The 17,539-nt window shown below is 73.8% G+C and carries 13 protein-coding genes; 4 read left to right on the forward strand and 9 right to left on the reverse strand.

What is annotated here, in order from left to right; genetic code table 11:
* Positions 1-145: 145 nt before the first annotated feature.
* A complete protein-coding gene (locus ACFW1I_RS23050) occupies positions 146-1,396 on the reverse strand; it encodes an extracellular solute-binding protein (RefSeq protein ID WP_384672943.1) in 1,251 nt (416 codons plus the stop codon).
* A gap of 287 nt (positions 1,397-1,683) precedes the next feature.
* Between ACFW1I_RS23050 and ACFW1I_RS23055 the strand changes: the two genes are divergently transcribed.
* The gene (locus ACFW1I_RS23055; RefSeq protein ID WP_362172518.1) at positions 1,684-1,899 is read left to right on the forward strand and encodes a dodecin; all 216 of its coding nucleotides are present in this window, start codon (positions 1,684-1,686) and stop codon (positions 1,897-1,899) included.
* A 72-nt stretch (positions 1,900-1,971) separates the two neighbouring features.
* On the opposite strand, the gene ACFW1I_RS23060 is transcribed toward ACFW1I_RS23055, so the two are convergent.
* The 4 genes from ACFW1I_RS23060 to ACFW1I_RS23075 are packed head-to-tail and all read right to left on the reverse strand — an operon-like array spanning position 1,972 to position 7,265.
* Positions 1,972-2,460, reverse strand: coding sequence for a hypothetical protein (locus tag ACFW1I_RS23060; RefSeq protein WP_384672947.1), 489 nt, complete (start codon positions 2,458-2,460; stop codon positions 1,972-1,974).
* A 9-nt stretch (positions 2,461-2,469) separates the two neighbouring features.
* On the reverse strand, positions 2,470-3,246 hold the full coding sequence (locus ACFW1I_RS23065) for an ABC transporter ATP-binding protein (RefSeq protein WP_384672949.1): 777 nt from the start codon (positions 3,244-3,246) through the stop codon (positions 2,470-2,472).
* The gene (locus tag ACFW1I_RS23070) at positions 3,243-6,005 is read right to left on the reverse strand and encodes an ATP-binding cassette domain-containing protein (RefSeq protein WP_384672952.1); all 2,763 of its coding nucleotides are present in this window, start codon (positions 6,003-6,005) and stop codon (positions 3,243-3,245) included. Before ACFW1I_RS23070 ends, ACFW1I_RS23065 begins: the two co-directional genes overlap by 4 nt.
* 12 nt (positions 6,006-6,017) lie before the next feature.
* On the reverse strand, positions 6,018-7,265 hold the full coding sequence (locus ACFW1I_RS23075) for an ABC transporter substrate-binding protein (protein WP_384672953.1): 1,248 nt from the start codon (positions 7,263-7,265) through the stop codon (positions 6,018-6,020).
* 157 nt (positions 7,266-7,422) lie between these two features.
* Between ACFW1I_RS23075 and ACFW1I_RS23080 the strand changes: the two genes are divergently transcribed.
* Positions 7,423-9,786 (forward strand): ATP-binding cassette domain-containing protein, encoded by a 2,364-nt coding sequence (locus tag ACFW1I_RS23080; RefSeq protein ID WP_384672956.1) that lies wholly within the window; start codon positions 7,423-7,425, stop codon positions 9,784-9,786.
* A gap of 9 nt (positions 9,787-9,795) precedes the next feature.
* Here ACFW1I_RS23080 and ACFW1I_RS23085 read toward each other — a convergent pair whose 3' ends face one another.
* The 4 genes from ACFW1I_RS23085 to ACFW1I_RS23100 all read right to left on the reverse strand — a co-directional run bounded on the left by ACFW1I_RS23085 (position 9,796) and on the right by ACFW1I_RS23100 (position 13,869).
* On the reverse strand, positions 9,796-10,473 hold the full coding sequence (locus tag ACFW1I_RS23085) for a DUF5701 family protein (RefSeq protein ID WP_384672958.1): 678 nt from the start codon (positions 10,471-10,473) through the stop codon (positions 9,796-9,798).
* Positions 10,474-10,553: 80 nt separating this feature from the next.
* On the reverse strand, positions 10,554-11,297 hold the full coding sequence (locus ACFW1I_RS23090) for a succinate dehydrogenase/fumarate reductase iron-sulfur subunit (RefSeq protein ID WP_384672960.1): 744 nt from the start codon (positions 11,295-11,297) through the stop codon (positions 10,554-10,556).
* Positions 11,294-13,240, reverse strand: coding sequence for a fumarate reductase/succinate dehydrogenase flavoprotein subunit (locus ACFW1I_RS23095; RefSeq protein ID WP_384672962.1), 1,947 nt, complete (start codon positions 13,238-13,240; stop codon positions 11,294-11,296). Before ACFW1I_RS23095 ends, ACFW1I_RS23090 begins: the two co-directional genes overlap by 4 nt.
* Positions 13,241-13,242: 2 nt before the next feature.
* Positions 13,243-13,869, reverse strand: coding sequence for a succinate dehydrogenase (locus ACFW1I_RS23100; protein ID WP_384672974.1), 627 nt, complete (start codon positions 13,867-13,869; stop codon positions 13,243-13,245).
* 231 nt (positions 13,870-14,100) lie between these two features.
* On the opposite strand from ACFW1I_RS23100, the gene ACFW1I_RS23105 reads away from it, so the two are divergent.
* Together ACFW1I_RS23105 and ACFW1I_RS23110 are read left to right on the forward strand one after the other, a co-directional pair.
* Positions 14,101-15,006: a LysR family transcriptional regulator gene (locus ACFW1I_RS23105; protein WP_384672964.1), complete on the forward strand. Its 906-nt coding sequence runs from the start codon at positions 14,101-14,103 to the stop codon at positions 15,004-15,006.
* Positions 15,007-15,160: 154 nt separating this feature from the next.
* Positions 15,161-17,338 (forward strand): hypothetical protein, encoded by a 2,178-nt coding sequence (locus tag ACFW1I_RS23110; protein WP_384672966.1) that lies wholly within the window; start codon positions 15,161-15,163, stop codon positions 17,336-17,338.
* Positions 17,339-17,539 lie beyond the last annotated feature (201 nt).

The following is a 17,539-nucleotide window of genomic DNA, read 5'->3' on the forward strand; positions in this document are numbered from 1 at the left end:
GTCGGCGCCGGTCCGCGAGCGGTGCGGCCCGGCACCTCGTTTCTTCCGCCGTCGGCTGGATTCGACATGACCGGCCGGGGGATCGCGGGTGTGGGACGGCTGAATGCTCCGCGGCGCCCCCCGTCCCGGGCGACGCCGCGGCGGGCTACTCGGCCAGGGTGTCGGTGATGGCCGCCGAGGCGGTGCGGGCCGCCTTCCTGGCGTCCTCGCCCTCCAGGACGGCGGTCATGAAGGGCTTGATGGGGTTGTCGCCCTCGACGTCGGCCCACTGGGGCGAGTTGGGGGTGGCGCGGCCGTTGGCGGCGCCGGCGGCCATGGCCGCGGTGGCCTCCTGGCCGGAGACGACCGTGGCGAGGCTCTTCTTGTTGGGCACGTAGCCCATGGCCCGGGCGAGTTCCGTCTGCCACTTCTCGCCCGCCAGCGCCTTGACGACGTCGAGCGCGGCGCCGCGGTCGGGGGCGTTCTCCGGGATGATCAGGTCGGACCCGCCGGTGAAGACCGCGCAGGGGGTGCCGGCCTTCTTGCCGGGGATGGGGAAGTAGCCGAGCTTGCCCTCCAGGGCGGGGTTGGCCTTGAGGATGGCGGCGACGGCGCTGGGCACGGCGACGATCTGGGCGACGTCGCCGCGGGCGAAGACCTCGGCCTGGGGCGGGTTCTGCTCGTCCGCGTTCTTCGGCCCGGAGCCGAGGGACTGGAGTTCCTTGTAGAAGTCCATGCCGCGCAGGGCCGCGGGGCTGTCCAGGGCGCCGGTCCACACGCCGCCCTCGTCGACGGCGAGCTCCCCGCCCTCGTCCCAGATGAAGCCGGCGAGGGTGTACCAGTCCTGGCCGGCCAGGTAGATGCCCTGGGAGCCCTGCCGGTTCAGCTTCTCGGTGGCGTCGAGCCACTCCGCGCGCGTGGCGGGCGGCCCGTCGACGCCGGCCGCGGCGAAGAGGTCCTTGTTGTAGATCACGATGCGGTTGGCGGCGTACCAGGGGATGCCGTACTGGGAGCCGCCGACGCTGCCGGGCTCGGCGAGGCCGGGCAGCCAGTCCTCGCCGCCGAGGTCGCGGACGGACTCCAGGGTGAGGTCGTAGAGCCGGTCGGTGTCGGCGTACTGGGCGACCTGGGTGTTGCCGACCTCGATGAGGTCCGGGCCGCCGCCGCCCTTGATGGCCTCGGTGACCTTCTTGCCGATGCCGGTCCAGTCCTGGATGGTGACGTTGAGCTCGACGTCACCGTGCTCGTCCTCGTACGCCTCGGTGAAGCGGTTCAGGAAGTCGTCGCTGACGCTGTCCCGCATGAGCCATATGTCGACCGTACGGGTCTGGCCCCCGGTCCCGGGCAACAGCCCGCAGCCCGCGAGGGCGAGTGCGGTGGCGGCAGCCAGCGGACATGCGAGCAAGCGGTTCTTCACTGAGGTCACCTTCGGTTCAGCACGCGGCGGTGCGGCATGGGGCTGACCCGACGTGTGGGGGGACCGAACGGGGTGTTCGCGCGGGTATGTGGCCTGGATTCTGGTCTGGACCAACCGAGTGGTCAAGTCCTTGACCATCCCGTTCCCGGAGCGGGCGGGGCAATCGGAGCGGTTACCCACGGGTACGGGCGAAGGGGGCAGCACCGCTCGTGTCGTGTCGCGCGGTGCCCCGCCCTGGGGCACGGTGGAGGGAACCCACCGAGGGCACCGAGAGGAGTCCGGCTCCCATGTCGAACCACACCTACCGCGTCACCGAGATCGTCGGCACGTCCACCGAGGGCGTCGACCAGGCCATCCGCAACGGCATCGACCGCGCCTCGCAGACGCTCCGCGGCCTCGACTGGTTCGAGGTCACCCAGGTCCGCGGGCATCTGGTGGACGGACGGATCGAGCACTACCAGGTCGGGCTGAAGGTCGGCTTCCGGCTGGACGACGGCGCCTGACGCACCACGCCGGCGCCCGGTCCGCACCTCGGCGCCGGCGCGTCGCACGCCCGCCGGCGCGCGGGCCGGCGGTCAGGTCCTGCCCTCGCGCTCCTGGGCCTCCCTCAGCACCTCGGAGGGGGTGGCCCAGCGGGCGCGGACGACCCGGAAGCCGGCCGCCTCGGCGGCGTCGCAGACCAGCTCGTCGTCGTCGACCAGCATCCGGACCTCCCGGTCGGCGCCGAGCCGGCGCAGGATCTCCACCTTGGTGACCCGCGCGGGCCGGAAGTCGCGGTGCCGGCGCATGTGGACCGCCCCCTCGGGGAGCCCCTGGCCGACCAGCCAGGCCAGGGTGTCGCGCCGGCAGCGCTCCGGACGGCCGGTCAGGTACACCACCTCGCACTCCTCGGCCGCCGACCGGCACAGCGCGACGCCCTCCTCCAGCGGCGGGTCGTCGGGCGCCGCCGCGAAGAAGCCGTCCCAGTCCTTGGGCCTCCGTTCGAGGAAGTGCTGCCGGTGGGCGGTCGCGGCGAGCGTGTTGTCGAGGTCGAAGACGGCCAGCGGCCGGATGTCACCTGTCACACGGCCAGCCTAGGAGCCGCCACCGACACCCGCCGAGGAGGCGGAACCGGGGTCGGGGCCGGTGCCGAGGTACGCCTCCCGCACCGCGGGGTCCGCGTGGACCTCGGCCGGCGTCCCCTCGGCGAGCACCCGGCCGAGGTCGAGCACCACGACACGGGAGCAGAGCTCCATCACGAAGGCCACGTCGTGCTCGACGAGCAGCACCGCGCAGTTCTCCTCCTCGACCGTCCGGCGCAGGACGGAGGCGAGCAGGCGCCGCTCCTCGGCGGTCGTCCCGGACGCGGGCTCGTCGAGGAGCAGCAGCCGGGGCGGGTCGGCGAGCGCGCGGGCCAGCTCGACCATCCGGGCCTGGCCGACGGGCAGGCCGCCCGCGTACGAGCCGGCCAGCGCGTCGAGTCCGCACGTCCGCAGGACGTCGGCCGCCCGCTCCCGGTGGCTTCGCGCCGCGGACCGCACCCCGCCCCGCCAGTCCCGGGCCACGACCAGATTGTCCGTGACGGTCAACTGGCCGAAGAGCTGCTGGCGTTGGAAGGTGCGGCGGATGCCGTGCCGGGCCCGCCAGACCGGGGAGCGGCGGGTGATGTCCGTCCCGTCGTACGCGATCGTGCCGGCGTCCGGTCGCCGCATCCCGGACAGCACGTCGAAGAGGGTCGTCTTGCCCGCCCCGTTCGGCCCGATCAGGCCGCAGATCTCGCCGGGGCGCACGGCGACGGTCACGTCGTGCAGGGCGTGGACGCCGCCGAAGCGGACGTCGATCCCCTCGGCGTGGAGCAGGGGCCGGTTCATCGGCGGACTCCCGTCCCCAGGTACGCCTCGGCGAGCCGGTCCCGGTCGACCTCGGAGCGGGGCCCGGACCAGGCGATCTCGCCCTGTGCGAGGTACGCGACGGTGTCGGCGATGCCGAGCACCTCGGCCGCCTTCTCCTCGACGAGGAGCAACGCGCTGCCGCGGTCGCGGAGTTCGGCCAGGAGGCGGAAGACCTCGTCCACGACGCGCGGCGCGAGCCCGAGGGACGGTTCGTCGGCGACGAGGACGGCCGGCGGGCGCTGGAGGAGCGGGGCGAGGGCGAGGAGTTGCTGCTCGCCGCCCGACAGGGATCCGGCGAGCACGGTGCGGCGGGCGGCGAGCGCGGGGAAGCGCTCGTACACGGCGTCGCGGTCCTCGGCGTCGGCGAGTTGGAGTGCCAGGTTCTCCTCGATGGAGAGGCCGGCGAAGATCCCCCGCCCCTCGGGGGCCAGCCGCACCCCGCGGCGGGCCCGGGCGACCGCCGCGTCGCGGGTGGCGTCCTCGCCCCCGACCCGTACGAGACCGCCGGCGGGCCGGAGCAGTCCCGCCGCCACCCGGCAGAGGGTGGACTTCCCGGCCCCGTTGGGCCCGAGCAGCACCAGCACCTCGCCCGCGCGCACCGCGAGGTCCACGCCGCGCAGCACGGGCGCGCCGCCGTACCCGGCGTGGACGCCGAGCAGTTCGAGCGCGTCCGGCCCGGCCGGACGGGGGTGCGGGTCCCCTTCCGCCGCCGGCCGCGGGAGCGCGGTCGCCCCGGCGGTCTTCGGCGACCCTCCCGCGGTCGCCCCGGCGGTCTTCGGCGACCCTCCCCCGGTCGCCCCGGCGGTCTTCGGCGCACCTCCCCCGGTCGCCGCGGCGCGCCGGGCCGCCCGGCGCGACGGCAGGGCGGCGCAGTACCCGTCCGGGTCGTTGGCGAGCGCGAGGCCCGCCAGGCCGAAGAGGATCACCGGCAGATGCGCGGACTCCGTCACGTACTCCGTCATCAGGTGCGGGACCACCGCGAAGACCAGTCCGGCCACCACCGCGAACTGCGGCCTGCGCACCCCCGCCGCGACCACGACGGCCAGCCACACCAGGCCCGTCATGGCGGTGAAGTCCGTCGTTGTGACACGGGTGTTGTACGAGGCGTAGAGCACCCCTCCGAAGCCCGCGAGGCCCGCCGACACGGTGAACAGCAGCAGCTTGGTGCGGACCACCGACACGCCCGACGCGGCGGCGGCCTCCGGGGCGGAGCGGACCGCGAGCATGGCCCGGCCCCACCGGGAGCCGCGCAGCCAGGTCAGCAGCGCGACGAGCACCGCGCTGAGCAGGAGCAGCACGAGCCCCATGGCCCGGTCGTCCGAGAGGTCGACCGGGCCCGCCGCCGGGCGGGGCACCTCCCATCCGGTGTCGCCGTTGCGCAGCCATCCGAGCTGGAAGAGCACCTGGTCGGCGAGGAAGGCGAGCGCCAGGGTGGCGAGGGCCAGGGACCGGCCGCCGAGGCGCAGCGCGGGCAGCGCGACCACCGCGCCGAGGAGGGCCGCCGCGGCCGTGCCGACCGCCGCCGCGGCGGCGAAGGGCCAGCCGTGGCTCATCAGCAGCCCGGCGACCAGGGCCGCGCCGGTCACGAAGGTGGCCTGGGCCAGCGAGACCATCGCGCCGAGGCCGGTGACCACCGTGAACGACATGAACACGAGCCCGATCGCCAGCCCTTGGGTCAGGATCCCGCTCCAGAAGGGGGTGGTGACGGTGTAGAACGCCGTGCCGAGCAGCACCGCGGCCGCCGCCCACGCGCCCCAGCGGCGCACCCGGCCCCGGCCGGCGAGGTAGTCGGCCGGCGGCGGGTCGGCGGCCGCCGTGCCCGCCGCGCGCCGCCGCCGGGTCAGGACGACGAGACCGGCGAAGAGGATGAGGAACGGCACGGCCGTGCGGAAGCCGGTGACGCCGTCGGCGAAGGAGGCGTACCCGGCCACGAGGTTCTGGAGCACCCCGAGCCCGAGGCCGCCCGCGAAGGCGAGCGGCACGGACACGAAGCGGCCGAGGACCGCCGCGGTGGCGGAGACGAAGAGGAACAGCGTGTAGTCGTGCGCGGAGAGCCCGAGGAGCGGGGTCGCGAGGACTCCGGCGAGGCCCGCGAGGCCGGACGAGAGCATCCACGCGATCGAGGACAGCCGGTCGGCGCTGATGCCCCGCAGCTCGGTCAGCGTGCGGTCGTCGACGGCGGCCCGCAGCCGCAGGCCGAGCCGGGTGTGCCGCATCAGGAGCCACAGGGCGACCGCCGCGAGGGCGGTGGCGATCCAGGTGATCAGCTGGTCGGAGTCGATGCCGACGCCGTCGAGCGGCTGCCAGGAGACGGCGGGGCTGGGGCCGACGCCGGGCAGGCCGAACTGGTTCTCGGCGGGCAGGACGGGGGCGCCCGCGCGCTCCAGGAGTTCGACCGTCCACAGTCCGGCGGCGGGCAGCGCGACGAGGAGACCGATCGTGGCGACGATCTGCGCCGTCTCGCCGACCCGGGCCAGTTTCCGGAACATCAGCCGGTCCAGGGCCCAGCCGAGGCCGGGCGCCACCACGGACACCAGGAGCAGCGCGGTGGGGACGGCGGGCCAGCCGAAGCCGGAGTGGAGCTCGTAGAACGCCAGCGCGCACAGGTAGGCGGTGGCGCCGTGCGCGAAGTTGAAGAGCCCGGAGGCGGAGTAGGAGAGGACGAGACCGGTCGCGAGCAGCGCGTACAGCGCGCCCGAGACCAGTCCGCTCAGCACGAAGCCCAGCAGGTCACCCACGTGCCGCGCCCCTCAGCCGAAGGGGATCGGCGGGTAGCACGTGAAGGGCACCGCCACTTCGTACTGCCCGTCCTTCAGCCGGACGAGCGCCCCGCAGCCGAAGCTCTCCTTCTTCCCCTTGGGCAGGGCGCGGTCGCCGACGAGCGTGCCGGTGTCGGAGAAGCCGTCGGCGGCCTTCTGGAAGGACTCCGCGGTGAGGTCCTCGCCGGCCTTCGCGGCGACGGAGAGGAAGAGGTCGGCGCTCATGTACCCCGTCATCATGTGCATGTTGAGCGGGACCTCCTTCCCGCCCGCGGCCTTCCTGATGTCCTCCTTGAACTGCCGCATCGCCGGTGTGTCCGCCTCGAAGGGCTGGAACTGGAGCAGCACGTACACCCCGTCGAGGGCCTGTCTGGTCGCGTCCTTCGCGAGCAGCCCCGGGTCGTAGTCCGTCGGGTCGGAGAGGACGCCCCGGTAGCCGGACCGCTTGAGCGCGGTGAACAGGCCGATGTTGTACGGGGTCTGCATCACGGAGATCACGGCGTCGGGCGCGCGGCCGCCGGGGCCCGAGCGGAGGATCTCCTTGGTGTACGCCGACCAGTCGCTGGGCATCGAGGTCGCGGGCACCACGGCCTTGGCGTACGGGACCTGGAAGCCGGCCGCCTTGAAGCCCTGGGTGAAGGTGCGGATGCCGAACTTGCCGGCGTCGTTGTCGCCGGCGATCAGCGCGACCGACTTGCCGCGCGCGCCGCCGAGGACGGCGGCGAGGCTCTCGGGCCAGGTCTGGTTCAGGGTGCCGCCGGGGGTCGGGACGAGGCAGCCGTTGAAGCCGTAGAGGTGGGCGGGGCCGCAGAAGGAGGGGAGGGTGCCCCAGCCCACCGTGGGGACCTTCTGGGCGTCGAGGAAGTCGGCGCCGGCGAAGGTGACCGAGCTCATGGGGGCGACGGCGAAGACCTCGTCCCGCTGGACGAGCTTGCGGGCCGCGGCCAGGTTCCTGGCCGGGTCCTGGCCGTCGTCCTCGGCTCCCAGGTACTCGATCTTCCGCCCGTTGATCCCGCCTTCGGCGTTGGCCCGGTCGTAGCGGGCGCGGGCGCCGAGGTCGGTGTCCTTCTTGGAGTAGCCGCTGGCGGTCGTCATGGAGACGATGCCGCCGACCTTGATCGTGTCGGCGGTGACTCCGCGTGCGGCCGAGGGTGCGCTTCCGCCGGTGGAGGCGGAGTTGCAGGCGGTGACGAGGAGCAGGGTGAGCGTGGCGGCTGCGGCGCGCAACGGTCGAGGCACGGGCGATCCCTCCGTCGGGTGACCGCATTCTGTGACCGGTCTGATGAACCGTCAATATCTGACGCATCGTCAATTGACGATGCGTCGGGTCGGTCGTGGCGCGTCCCGCGGCGTGCCCCAGAAGGGCAGAGAATCGGATATTGGATAAAATCTACGAATGCAGGATCCGATCTCCGCCCATGACCCGTACGTGCGGGTCCGCGGCGCCCGCGAGCACAACCTCAAGGCCGTGGACGTCGACATCCCCCGCGACACCCTCACCGTCTTCACGGGCGTCTCCGGCTCCGGGAAGTCCTCACTCGCCTTCGGGACGGTCTACGCGGAGGCCCAGCGCCGCTACTTCGAGTCCGTCGCGCCCTACGCCCGGCGGCTCATCCACCAGGTCGGCGCGCCGAAGGTCGGGGAGATCACCGGACTGCCCCCGGCGGTCTCCCTCGAACAGCGCCGCGCCTCCCCCGGCGCCCGCTCCTCCGTCGGCACGGTCACCACCCTGTCGAACTCGCTGCGCATGCTCTACTCCCGCGCCGGGGACTACCCCGCCGGAGCGCCCCGCCTCGACTCCGACGCCTTCTCCCCCAACACGCCGGCCGGCGCCTGCCCGTCCTGCCACGGCCTCGGCCGGATCCACGAGACCAGCGAGGAGCTGCTGGTCCCCGACCCCGGCCTGTCGATCCGCGAGGGCGCCGTCGCCTCCTGGCCGGGCGCCTGGCAGGGCAAGAACCTCCGGGACGTCCTCGAAGCCCTCGGCCACGACGTGGACCGGCCGTGGCGCGAGCTGGACCCCGAGGCCCGGAAGTGGATCCTCTTCACCGAGGAGCAGCCGGTCGTCACCGTGCACCCGGTCCGGGAGGCCGGCCGGATCCAGCGCCCCTACCAGGGCACGTACACCGGCGCCCGCCGGCTCGTCCTGCGCACCTACTCCGAGTCGAAGAGCCCCGCGCTGAGGGCCAGGGCGGAACGCTTCCTCACCAGCGCGCCCTGCCCGGTCTGCGGCGGGAGCCGGCTGCGCCCGGAGGCGCTGGCCGTCACCTTCGCCGGACGGACCATCGCCGAGCTGGCCGCGCTGCCGCTGACCGCGCTCGCCGAGGCGCTGGCCCCGGCCGCCGCGCCCGGCGCCCCGGAGACCGCCCGTGTGCTCGCCGAGGACCTGCTCGCCCGGATCGCCACCGTCACCGAGCTCGGCCTGGGCTACCTCTCGCTGGACCGCACCGCCCCCACCCTCTCCAGCGGCGAGCTCCAGCGGCTGCGGCTCGCCACCCAGCTCCGCGCCGGCCTCTTCGGCGTCGTGTACGTGCTCGACGAGCCGTCCGCCGGTCTGCACCCGGCCGACACCGAGGCCCTGCTGGTGGTGCTCGACCGGCTGAAGGCGGCCGGCAACTCGGTCTTCGTCGTCGAGCACCACCTCGACGTCGTCCGGCACGCCGACTGGCTCGTGGACGTCGGCCCGCGGGCCGGCGAGCACGGCGGCCGGGTCCTGCACAGCGGCCCGCCAGAACTCCTCGCGCACGTCGAGGAGTCGGCCACCCGCCGCTTCCTCTTCGACCCGGCTCCCGTGCCCGGGCGGCCCGCCCTGGAACCCGGCTCGTGGCTGCGCACCGGACCCGTCACCCGGCACAACCTGAAGGGTGTGGACGCGGCTTTCCCCCGGGGCGCCCTGACCGCCGTCACCGGCGTCTCCGGGTCCGGGAAGTCCACCCTGGTCGGCGCGTTCACCGAGGAATCGGACGGCGTGGGACGGCTGGTGACGGTCGATCAGCGGCCGATCGGGCGGACGCCGCGCTCCAACCTGGCCACGTACACCGGCCTCTTCGACGTGGTGCGGAAGCTCTTCGCGGAGACCGAGGAGGCCCGGGCCCGCGGATACAAGGTCGGGCGCTTCTCCTTCAACGTGCCCGGCGGACGCTGTGAGACCTGCCAGGGCGAGGGGTTCGTCTCGGTGGAGCTGCTGTTCCTGCCGAGCACGTACGCGCCCTGCCCGGACTGCCACGGGGCCCGCTACAACCCGGAGACCCTCCAGGTGCGGCTCCGCGGCCTGACGATCTCCGAAGTCCTGGACCTGACCGTGGAGTCGGCGGCGGAGTTCTTCGCCGAGGTCCCGGCGGCGGCCCGCAGCCTGCGGACCCTCCTCGACGTCGGCCTCGGCTATCTGCGGCTCGGCCAGCCCGCCACCGAGCTGTCCGGCGGCGAGGCCCAGCGGATCAAGCTCGCCTCCGAGCTCCAGCGCCCGCGCCGCGCGCACACCCTGTACGTCCTCGACGAGCCGACCACCGGGCTGCACCCGGCCGATGTCGAGGTGCTGGTCCGCCAGTTGCGCGGCCTGGTGGACGGCGGTCACACGGTCGTCGTCGTGGAGCACGACATGGACGTGGCGGCCGGCGCGGACTGGGTGATCGACCTCGGTCCCGGCGGCGGCGAGGACGGCGGCCGGATCGTCGCCGAGGGGCCCCCGGCCCGGGTGGCGCGGACGGCCGGGAGCCGCACCGCGCCGTATCTGGCCCGGGCCCTGGGGCTGGACGGTTAGTCGGACGGCCTAGCTCCGGCCCGTGGTGGAGCCGAAGCCGAGCCAGGTGTGCCGGTTGTTCCACCAGCACCAGCCGACCTTGGGCGCGCCCTTGCGCTCCTTGCCGTCGCGACCGGTGCCGTTGCTGATCCAGATTGCCGGGGTGCGGGCGTCGAAGGCGCCGTTGGGCTTGCGCAGGCGCGAACCGATCGTCATGAAGCACTTGTTGCGCTCCAGGACCTCGGGCCGCTGGAGCAGCCAGTGGATGCCCTCGGTGAGGACGAGCGGGGTCCGGCCGGCCGCGTGGAGCGCCGGAAGGGCCTCCTCGGGGCTCCAGTTGCCCAGGTGGTCGCCCCGGTCCAGGCCGTGGACCAGGTAGAAGGGGCCGTCGGGGAGTTCCACGCCCTGCGGGGCGAAGGAGTCCGCGTCCGCCATGTCGACCACGACGAAGCCGGGCTTGTCCGCGAGCCTGAGCAGCGGGGCGAGGGCCGAGGCGGGCGCGGCGTCCGGGTGGACGGCCAGCAGGGACCCGGCCGGGGCGTCGGCGGCGGCCTTCTCGGCGTAGGCCCGCAGCTCGCCGGCGTCGACGCCGGTGAGCGCCGGCACGCCGAGCGCGACGAGCCGCTCGGCCTGGTCGGCGAGCGGGGGCAGCGGGAACGGGCTGGAGAAGGTGTCGGCGGTCGGGGCGGTGCTCTGCGCGTCGGGCAAGGTTCTCCTTGATCAGAATGGCGTCGGCCCGGGGAGAACGGCCCGGGCCGGCGCTTTGTTCCCGGTGGCGGGAAGTCTTCTCACCTCACCTTGCGCCGGGCGCGCAGCCACTCCTTGTTCATCGCGGCGATCGACGGCAGCGGGATGCCCTTCGGGCAGGCCGTGGCGCACTCGCCGGTGAGCGTGCAGCCGCCGAAGCCCTCGGCGTCCATCTGGGCGACCATGTCGAGGACCCGGGTCTCGCGCTCCGGCGCGCCCTGCGGCAGCACGTTCAGGTGGTTGACCTTGGCGGAGGTGAAGAGCATCGCCGAGCCGTTCGGGCAGGCGGCCACGCAGGCGCCGCAGCCGATGCACTCGGCGTGTTCGAAGGCCGAGTCCGCCGCCGCCTTGGGCACCGGGGTCGCGTGGGCCTCCGGCGCGGAGCCGGTGGCGACGCTGACGTAGCCGCCGGCCTGGATGATCCGGTCGAAGGCCGTGCGGTCGACGACGAGGTCCTTGACCACCGGGAAGGCGGAGGCGCGCCAGGGCTCGACGTCGATGGTGTCGCCGTCGCGGAAGGACCGCATGTGGAGCTGGCAGGTCGTGGTCCGCTCCGGTCCGTGGGCGTCGCCGTCGATGACGAGGCTGCACGCGCCGCAGATGCCCTCGCGGCAGTCGTGGTCGAAGGCGACGGGGTCCTCGCCGCGCAGGATGAGGTCCTCGTTGAGGGTGTCGAGCATCTCCAGGAAGGACATGTCGGGGGAGATCCCGTCCACCTCGTAGGTGGCCATGGCGCCCTCGGCGCCGGCGTTCTTCTGGCGCCAGACGCGCAGGTTGAGCTTCATGCGTAGCTCCGCTGGGTGGGGTGGACGTACTCGAAGTCGAGGGTTTCCCTGTGGAGGACGGGGGCGCCGCCGGTGCCGCCGAACTCCCAGGCGGCCGCGTACGAGAACTCCTCGTCGCGGCGGGCGGCCTCGCCGTCCGGGGTCTGGGACTCCTCGCGGAAGTGGCCGCCGCAGGACTCCTCGCGATGCAGGGCGTCGAGGCACATCAGCTCGGCGAGTTCGAGGTAGTCGACGATCCGGTTGGCCTTCTCCAGCGACTGGTTGAACTCCTCGCCTCTACCGGGGACCTTGATCCGGCGCCAGAACTCCTCGCGGATCTCGGGGATGCGGCGGAGCGCGGTGCGCAACCCCTCGGCGGTGCGCGCCATGCCGCAGAACTCCCACATCACCTCGCCGAGTTCGCGGTGGAAGGAGTCGGGGGTGCGGTCGCCGTCGACGGCGAGGAGGAGGTTCAGCCGGTCCTCGGTCTCGGCCAGCGCCTCGCGGACGGCGGGGTGCGCGTCGGTGACGGGCTCGGCCTCCGGGTGGCGGGCGAGGTAGTCGTTGATGGTGGCCGGGAGGACGAAGTAGCCGTCGGCGAGGCCCTGCATGAGGGCGGAGGCGCCGAGCCGGTTGGCGCCGTGGTCGGAGAAGTTGGCCTCGCCGATGGCGAAGAGGCCGGGCACGGTGGTCTGGAGGTCGTAGTCGACCCAGAGTCCGCCCATCGTGTAGTGGACGGCGGGGTAGATCCGCATGGGGACCTCGTACGGGTTCTCCGCGGTGATCCGCGCGTACATGTCGAAGAGGTTGCCGTACTTGGCCTCGACGGCCTCGCGGCCCATCCGGGCGATGGCGTCGGCGAAGTCCAGGTACACGCCCTGGCCGCCGGGGCCCACTCCCCTGCCCTCGTCGCAGACGTTCTTGGCGGCGCGGGAGGCGATGTCGCGGGGCACCAGGTTGCCGAAGGAGGGGTAGATCCGCTCCAGGTAGTAGTCGCGCTCGTTTTCGGGGATCTCGGCGGCGGGGCGGGTGTCGCCCTGGGCCTTCGGGACCCAGATGCGGCCGTCGTTGCGCAGCGACTCGCTCATCAGGGTGAGCTTGGACTGGTGGTCGCCGGTGCGCGGGATGCAGGTGGGGTGGATCTGGGTGAAGCAGGGGTTGGCGAAGTACGCGCCGCGCCGGTGGGCCCGCCAGACGGCGGTGGCGTTGGAGTTCATCGCGTTGGTGGAGAGGTAGAAGACGTTGCCGTAGCCGCCGCTGGCGAGGACGACGGCGTCCGCGAAGTGGGTGGAGATCCGGCCGGTGATCAGGTCGCGGGCGACGATGCCCCGGGCCCGCCCGTCGACCACGACCAGGTCGAGCATCTCGGTGCGGGCGTGCATCTCGACGTTACCGGCGGCGATCTGCCGGGAGAGCGCCTGGTAGGCGCCGAGGAGGAGCTGCTGGCCGGTCTGGCCGCGGGCGTAGAAGGTGCGGGAGACCTGGACGCCGCCGAAGGAGCGGGTGTCGAGGAGGCCGCCGTACTCGCGGGCGAAGGGGACGCCCTGGGCGACGCACTGGTCGATGATCTCGACGGAGATCTGGGCGAGGCGGTGGACGTTGGACTCGCGGGCGCGGAAGTCGCCGCCCTTGACGGTGTCGTAGAAGAGGCGGTGGATGGAGTCGCCGTCGTTGCGGTAGTTCTTGGCGGCGTTGATGCCGCCCTGGGCGGCGATGGAGTGGGCGCGGCGCGGCGAGTCCTGGAAGCAGAACTGGACGACGTGGTAGCCCTGTTCGGCGAGGGTGGCGCCGGCGGAGCCGCCGGCGAGGCCGGTGCCGACGACGATGATCCGGTGCTTGCGCCGGTTGGCGGGGTTGACCAGCTTCGCCTCGAAGCGGCGGGTGTCCCACCGTTCGGCGATGGGTCCGGCCGGGGCCTTGGTGTCGGCGATCGGATCGCCGGTGCGGAAGTCGAGGTAGCTCATGGTCAGTTCACCACTCCGGTCATGACGCCGACGGGGACGGCGATGAAGCCCGCGGTCAGGACGAGCGCGAGGGCGTTCGCCGTGAGACGCAGGGCGCGTTCGCGCCGGGCGTTGCCGATGCCGAGGGTCTGGGCGGCGCTCCAGAAGCCGTGCCTGACGTGCAGGCCGACGGCGAGCATGGCGACGATGTAGACGGCGTTGCCGTACCAGGTCGAGAAGGTGTCGATGACGTTCTGGTACGGCCTGCCCTCCTCGAAGCCGCCGGGGTGGACGGTGCCGGTGGTGAGGTCGAGGACGTGCCAGACGACGAAGAGGCCGAGGATGATCCCGCCCCAGCGCATGGTGCGGGTGGCGTAGGACGAGCCCTTGCGCCGGTGGGCGTACCGGGTGGGGCGCGCCCTGATGTCGCGGCGGCTGAGCTGGTACGCGGAGACGGCGTGGGCGAGCACGGCGGCGAGGAGCACGATCCGGGCGATCCACAGCCCCCACCCGTGGTGCAGGACGGGGGCGCCCATCACGCGCAGCCAGTGCCCGTAGCCGTTGAACTCCTCCGGGCCGAAGAAGACCTTGAGATTGCCGGCCACGTGCGCGACCAGGTAGGCGAGCATGATCAGGCCGCTCGCGGCCATCACGGTCTTCTTGCCGAGGGTCGACGACCAGAAACCGCGGGAGGGGGTGCGGGACGGCGGGCGGGCGGGGGCCGCGTCCCGGGCGGACGCCGGGCCTCCCGCGCCTGCCGGGTCCTTGCTGGGTGCCAGAGCCATGCCGTCGACGCTAGGGCCGAAGGGCCCGAGAGGTCCAAGACATGGTCCGGCTGATCTCCATAGGCTGAAGCTATGCAGGTGCTCTAGGCTGGGCGCATGCAGTTCCAGCAGCTCCTCTACTTCGTGGCCGTGGCCGAGACGCTCCACTTCACCCGGGCCGCCGAGCGCGTCCACGTCTCGCAGCCCTCGCTCTCCCAGCAGATCAAGGCGCTGGAGCAGGAGCTGGGCGCGGAGCTGTTCAGCCGCGCCCGGGGCAACATCGCGCTCACCGACGCCGGCGAGTCCCTCCTGCCGCTCGCCCGCCGGATCCTCGCCGACACCGAGACGGCCCGCCGCGAGGTGCAGGAGCTGGCCCAGCTCAAGCGCGGCCGGGTGCGGCTGGGCGCGACCCCCAGCCTCTGCACCGGCCTGCTCCCCGACGTCCTGCGCACCTTCCACGACCTGCACCCGGGGATCGAGCTGCTCATCGAGGAGGGCGGCTCGCACGACCTGGTGCGGGAGCTGGCCCGCGGCGCGCTGGACCTGGCGCTCGTCGTCCTCCCGCTGCCGTCCCCGTCGCCGGCGCTGACCACCGTGGAGCTGCTGCGCGAGGACCTGGTGGTGGTCTCGGCCGCGTCCGCGCCGCCGCCCCGCCGCCCGGTGCGGATCACCGACCTGCGCGACCAGCCGCTCGTGATGTTCCGGCACGGCTACGACCTGCGGGAACTGACCGTGGGAGCCTGCCGGGCGGCCGGCTTCGAGCCGACGTTCACGGTCGAGGGCGGCGAGCTGGACGCGGTGCTCGGTTTCGTACGGGCCGGGCTCGGGCTCGCCGTCGTCCCGGCCATGGTCGCCGCCCGCGCCGGCCGCGACCTGCGCGTCACCGCGCTCGCCCGCCCGGGCCTGCGCCGCACGATCGCCCTGGCCCACCGCAGCGACGTGGCCCCGCCCCGCGCCGCCCGCGAACTCCAGAAGCTCCTGATGGCCTCCCGGCGCGGCAGGCCGGCCCCGCAGGCCCCGTAAGGGCCGCTGACGGCCCGCCCGCGACGCCCGCACGCCCGTGACGCCTACCCCCCACGTGACGCCCGCCCGCCCGTGACGCCCGCCCGTCGGCGCGGCGCACCATGCCTGCGAAATCCGCGTGCGGACCGGCCGGGCGGGCTGCCAGCATCGCGGGATGGACCACGCTCTCGAACGCCTGCTCGTCCGGCACACCCTGCGGCTGTCCGTCCCGGCCGGACCCGCCGGAGACGGCTCCGCCGCCGCCCTGCGGTTCGACGCCGCGCTGCGTACGGCCGGCTTCGCCCTGTCGAACGCCCTGCTCAGGGAGATGTCCGGGCGGCCCGCCGACACCGTGGTCGAACTGGCCCGGTGGGCGCTGGACGCGGTCCGCGAGCGGGTCGGCGACCACGTCCGGCACAACGCCTACTTCATCGACTTCCCCGACAACGTCCCCGACACCCAGGACTTCTGGCTGTCGTGCGTCCTGAAGGCGCTCGACGACCCCGAGGCCCGGGAGTCCGTCGAGGCGCAGCTGAGCGCCGGGGTCCTGAACCTGCTGACGCTGCCCGACTACGGCCGGTACCAGCACACGTACGAGGAACTGCTTGCGGCGCACGCGGAGTTGACCCCGGCGAGCGGCGACCGGCTGACGGTGCTGCACCTCGGCGGCGACTTCGGCGAGGAGATCGGCGCGCTGTACCGGTCCCTGGCGGGGGCGGCGACGCCGCTGGGCGAGGAGCACCTGGCGGACCTCGCGGTGCTCGCCGCGCACTGCGCGGACGGGCCGCAGCCGGCGGAGATCCCGGTCCGGGAGAACCGGGCCGTGGTCAACGCGGCCCGGCTGCGGGCCGGCGCGGCGCCGCTGCTCGACACGGTCACGGACGTGCTGCGGCTGGCGTGCGCGCTGTCGGACGGGGACGTGACGCTGCGGGAGGCGACCCGGTTCCGCGCGCTGTCCCGGCCGGTGCGGCGGACCCTGCTGGCCGGCCTCGACGGTGTGGTGGCGGCGGCTCCCGAGAAGCTGGCCGACGTCGGGCGGCACCGGGAGGCGTGGAAGCGGCTCGGGGAGCGGCTGCATCCGCACGAGCACCCGGCCTGGCCGCACGCGGCCGAGGTGTTCGCGGTGGCCCGCGGCGAGCTGCGGGCGCCGTCGCTGGACTCCCGGCTGGAGGCGCTGCTCGCGGAGGGCGACGTGCCGGGGGCGGCGGAGCTGCTGGCGGCGGCCGCGCCCGGGCGGCTCTTCCGGGCCCTGGACCGGCTGCTGCGCACCGCCGCGGACGACGCCGGGCGCGAGGCGGTGCTGGCGGCGGCGGAGCGCGTGGCGCCGCGGGTGGCGGGCCGGGTGGTGCTGTCGGTGCGGGAGCACCTGCAGAACCGGCACGACGCGTCGGGCGCGCCCCGGCGCCTGTTCGTGAACCGGAACGGCACCGCGTGGGTGACGGCGGACACCCGCCGCGACCTGCCGAGGGACCTGCAGCGGCGGCTGCTGGCGCTGCTCGACGGGGAGACCCGGCGGCGGCTTCCCGCGACCGGTCGGCTGCTGGTCGACCCCGCGGTCCTGGACGTGGCTCTGCCGCTCAGCGGCCGGGCCTCGTCGGGAGGGTTCGGGGTGCTGCCGCGCGGCTCCGTCTCGCCGGTCGACGGCGAGCTGCTGCGGTTCTTCATGTACTGGAAGGAGGCCCGGCGCCGGACCGACCTGGACCTGTCCGCGCTGCTGCTCGACGAGCGGTACGCGACGCTCTCCTGGCTGTCGTACACGGAGCTGACCACGGTGGAGGGACGGCACTCCGGGGACGTCACCGAAGCCCCGGACGGCGCCTCGGAGTTCATCGAGCTGCGGCTCGGCGCGGTGCGCGGCGCGTTCGTGGTCCCGCACGTGCACGTGTACGCGGGCGAGGACTTCGAGGAGACGGCCGAGTCCTTCTTCGGGTACATGCTCCGCGAGGGCGAACAGGGCGGCCGCCCCTTCGAGCCGCGCACGGTCCGGATGAAGTCCGAACTGCGCGGACCGGGCCGGGTGGCGCTGCCGGTGGCCTTCCGGCGGGACGAGGACGGGCGGTGGCACGCGCACTGGCTCCACCTGTGCCTGCGGGGCACGCCGTCGGACAACCGGGTCGAGGACCACCGGGTCTCGCTGGCGGTCCTGCTGCGCGGGGCGGTCGAGCACGAGCCGGTGACGGTCCGTCATCTGGTCGCGCTGATGAGGGAGTCGGGCGCCGAGGTGACGGAGTGGTCCGGCGGGGCGGTGCCGTCGGAGCCGGTGACGTACCTCGGCCTGGCCCGGCCCGAGGGGCTGGCTCAGGGCTCCCGGGTCGTCACGCCGGAAAATCTGCGCGACCTGGTCCCCGCCTGAGTGTTACGGTCGGTGCGGGGCGAGGCCATGAAGGGGCTTCCTTCTCATACTCCTGATGACATAGTCCCTTCGCTTTCCTCGCCCCCTCGCGCTTCACCGGTGTGGGGGGGCGGGGACGGAGGTGAGCGGGCCCACCCACGGGCGGGCGCCCAACCCCAGACGGAGGGGCACGGAGGGTGTGGTGGGGCGGGGGGACGGGCG

It is taken from the genome of Streptomyces sp. NPDC058955 (genome assembly GCF_042741435.1).
In the GTDB taxonomy this organism is placed as follows: domain Bacteria; phylum Actinomycetota; class Actinomycetes; order Streptomycetales; family Streptomycetaceae; genus Streptomyces.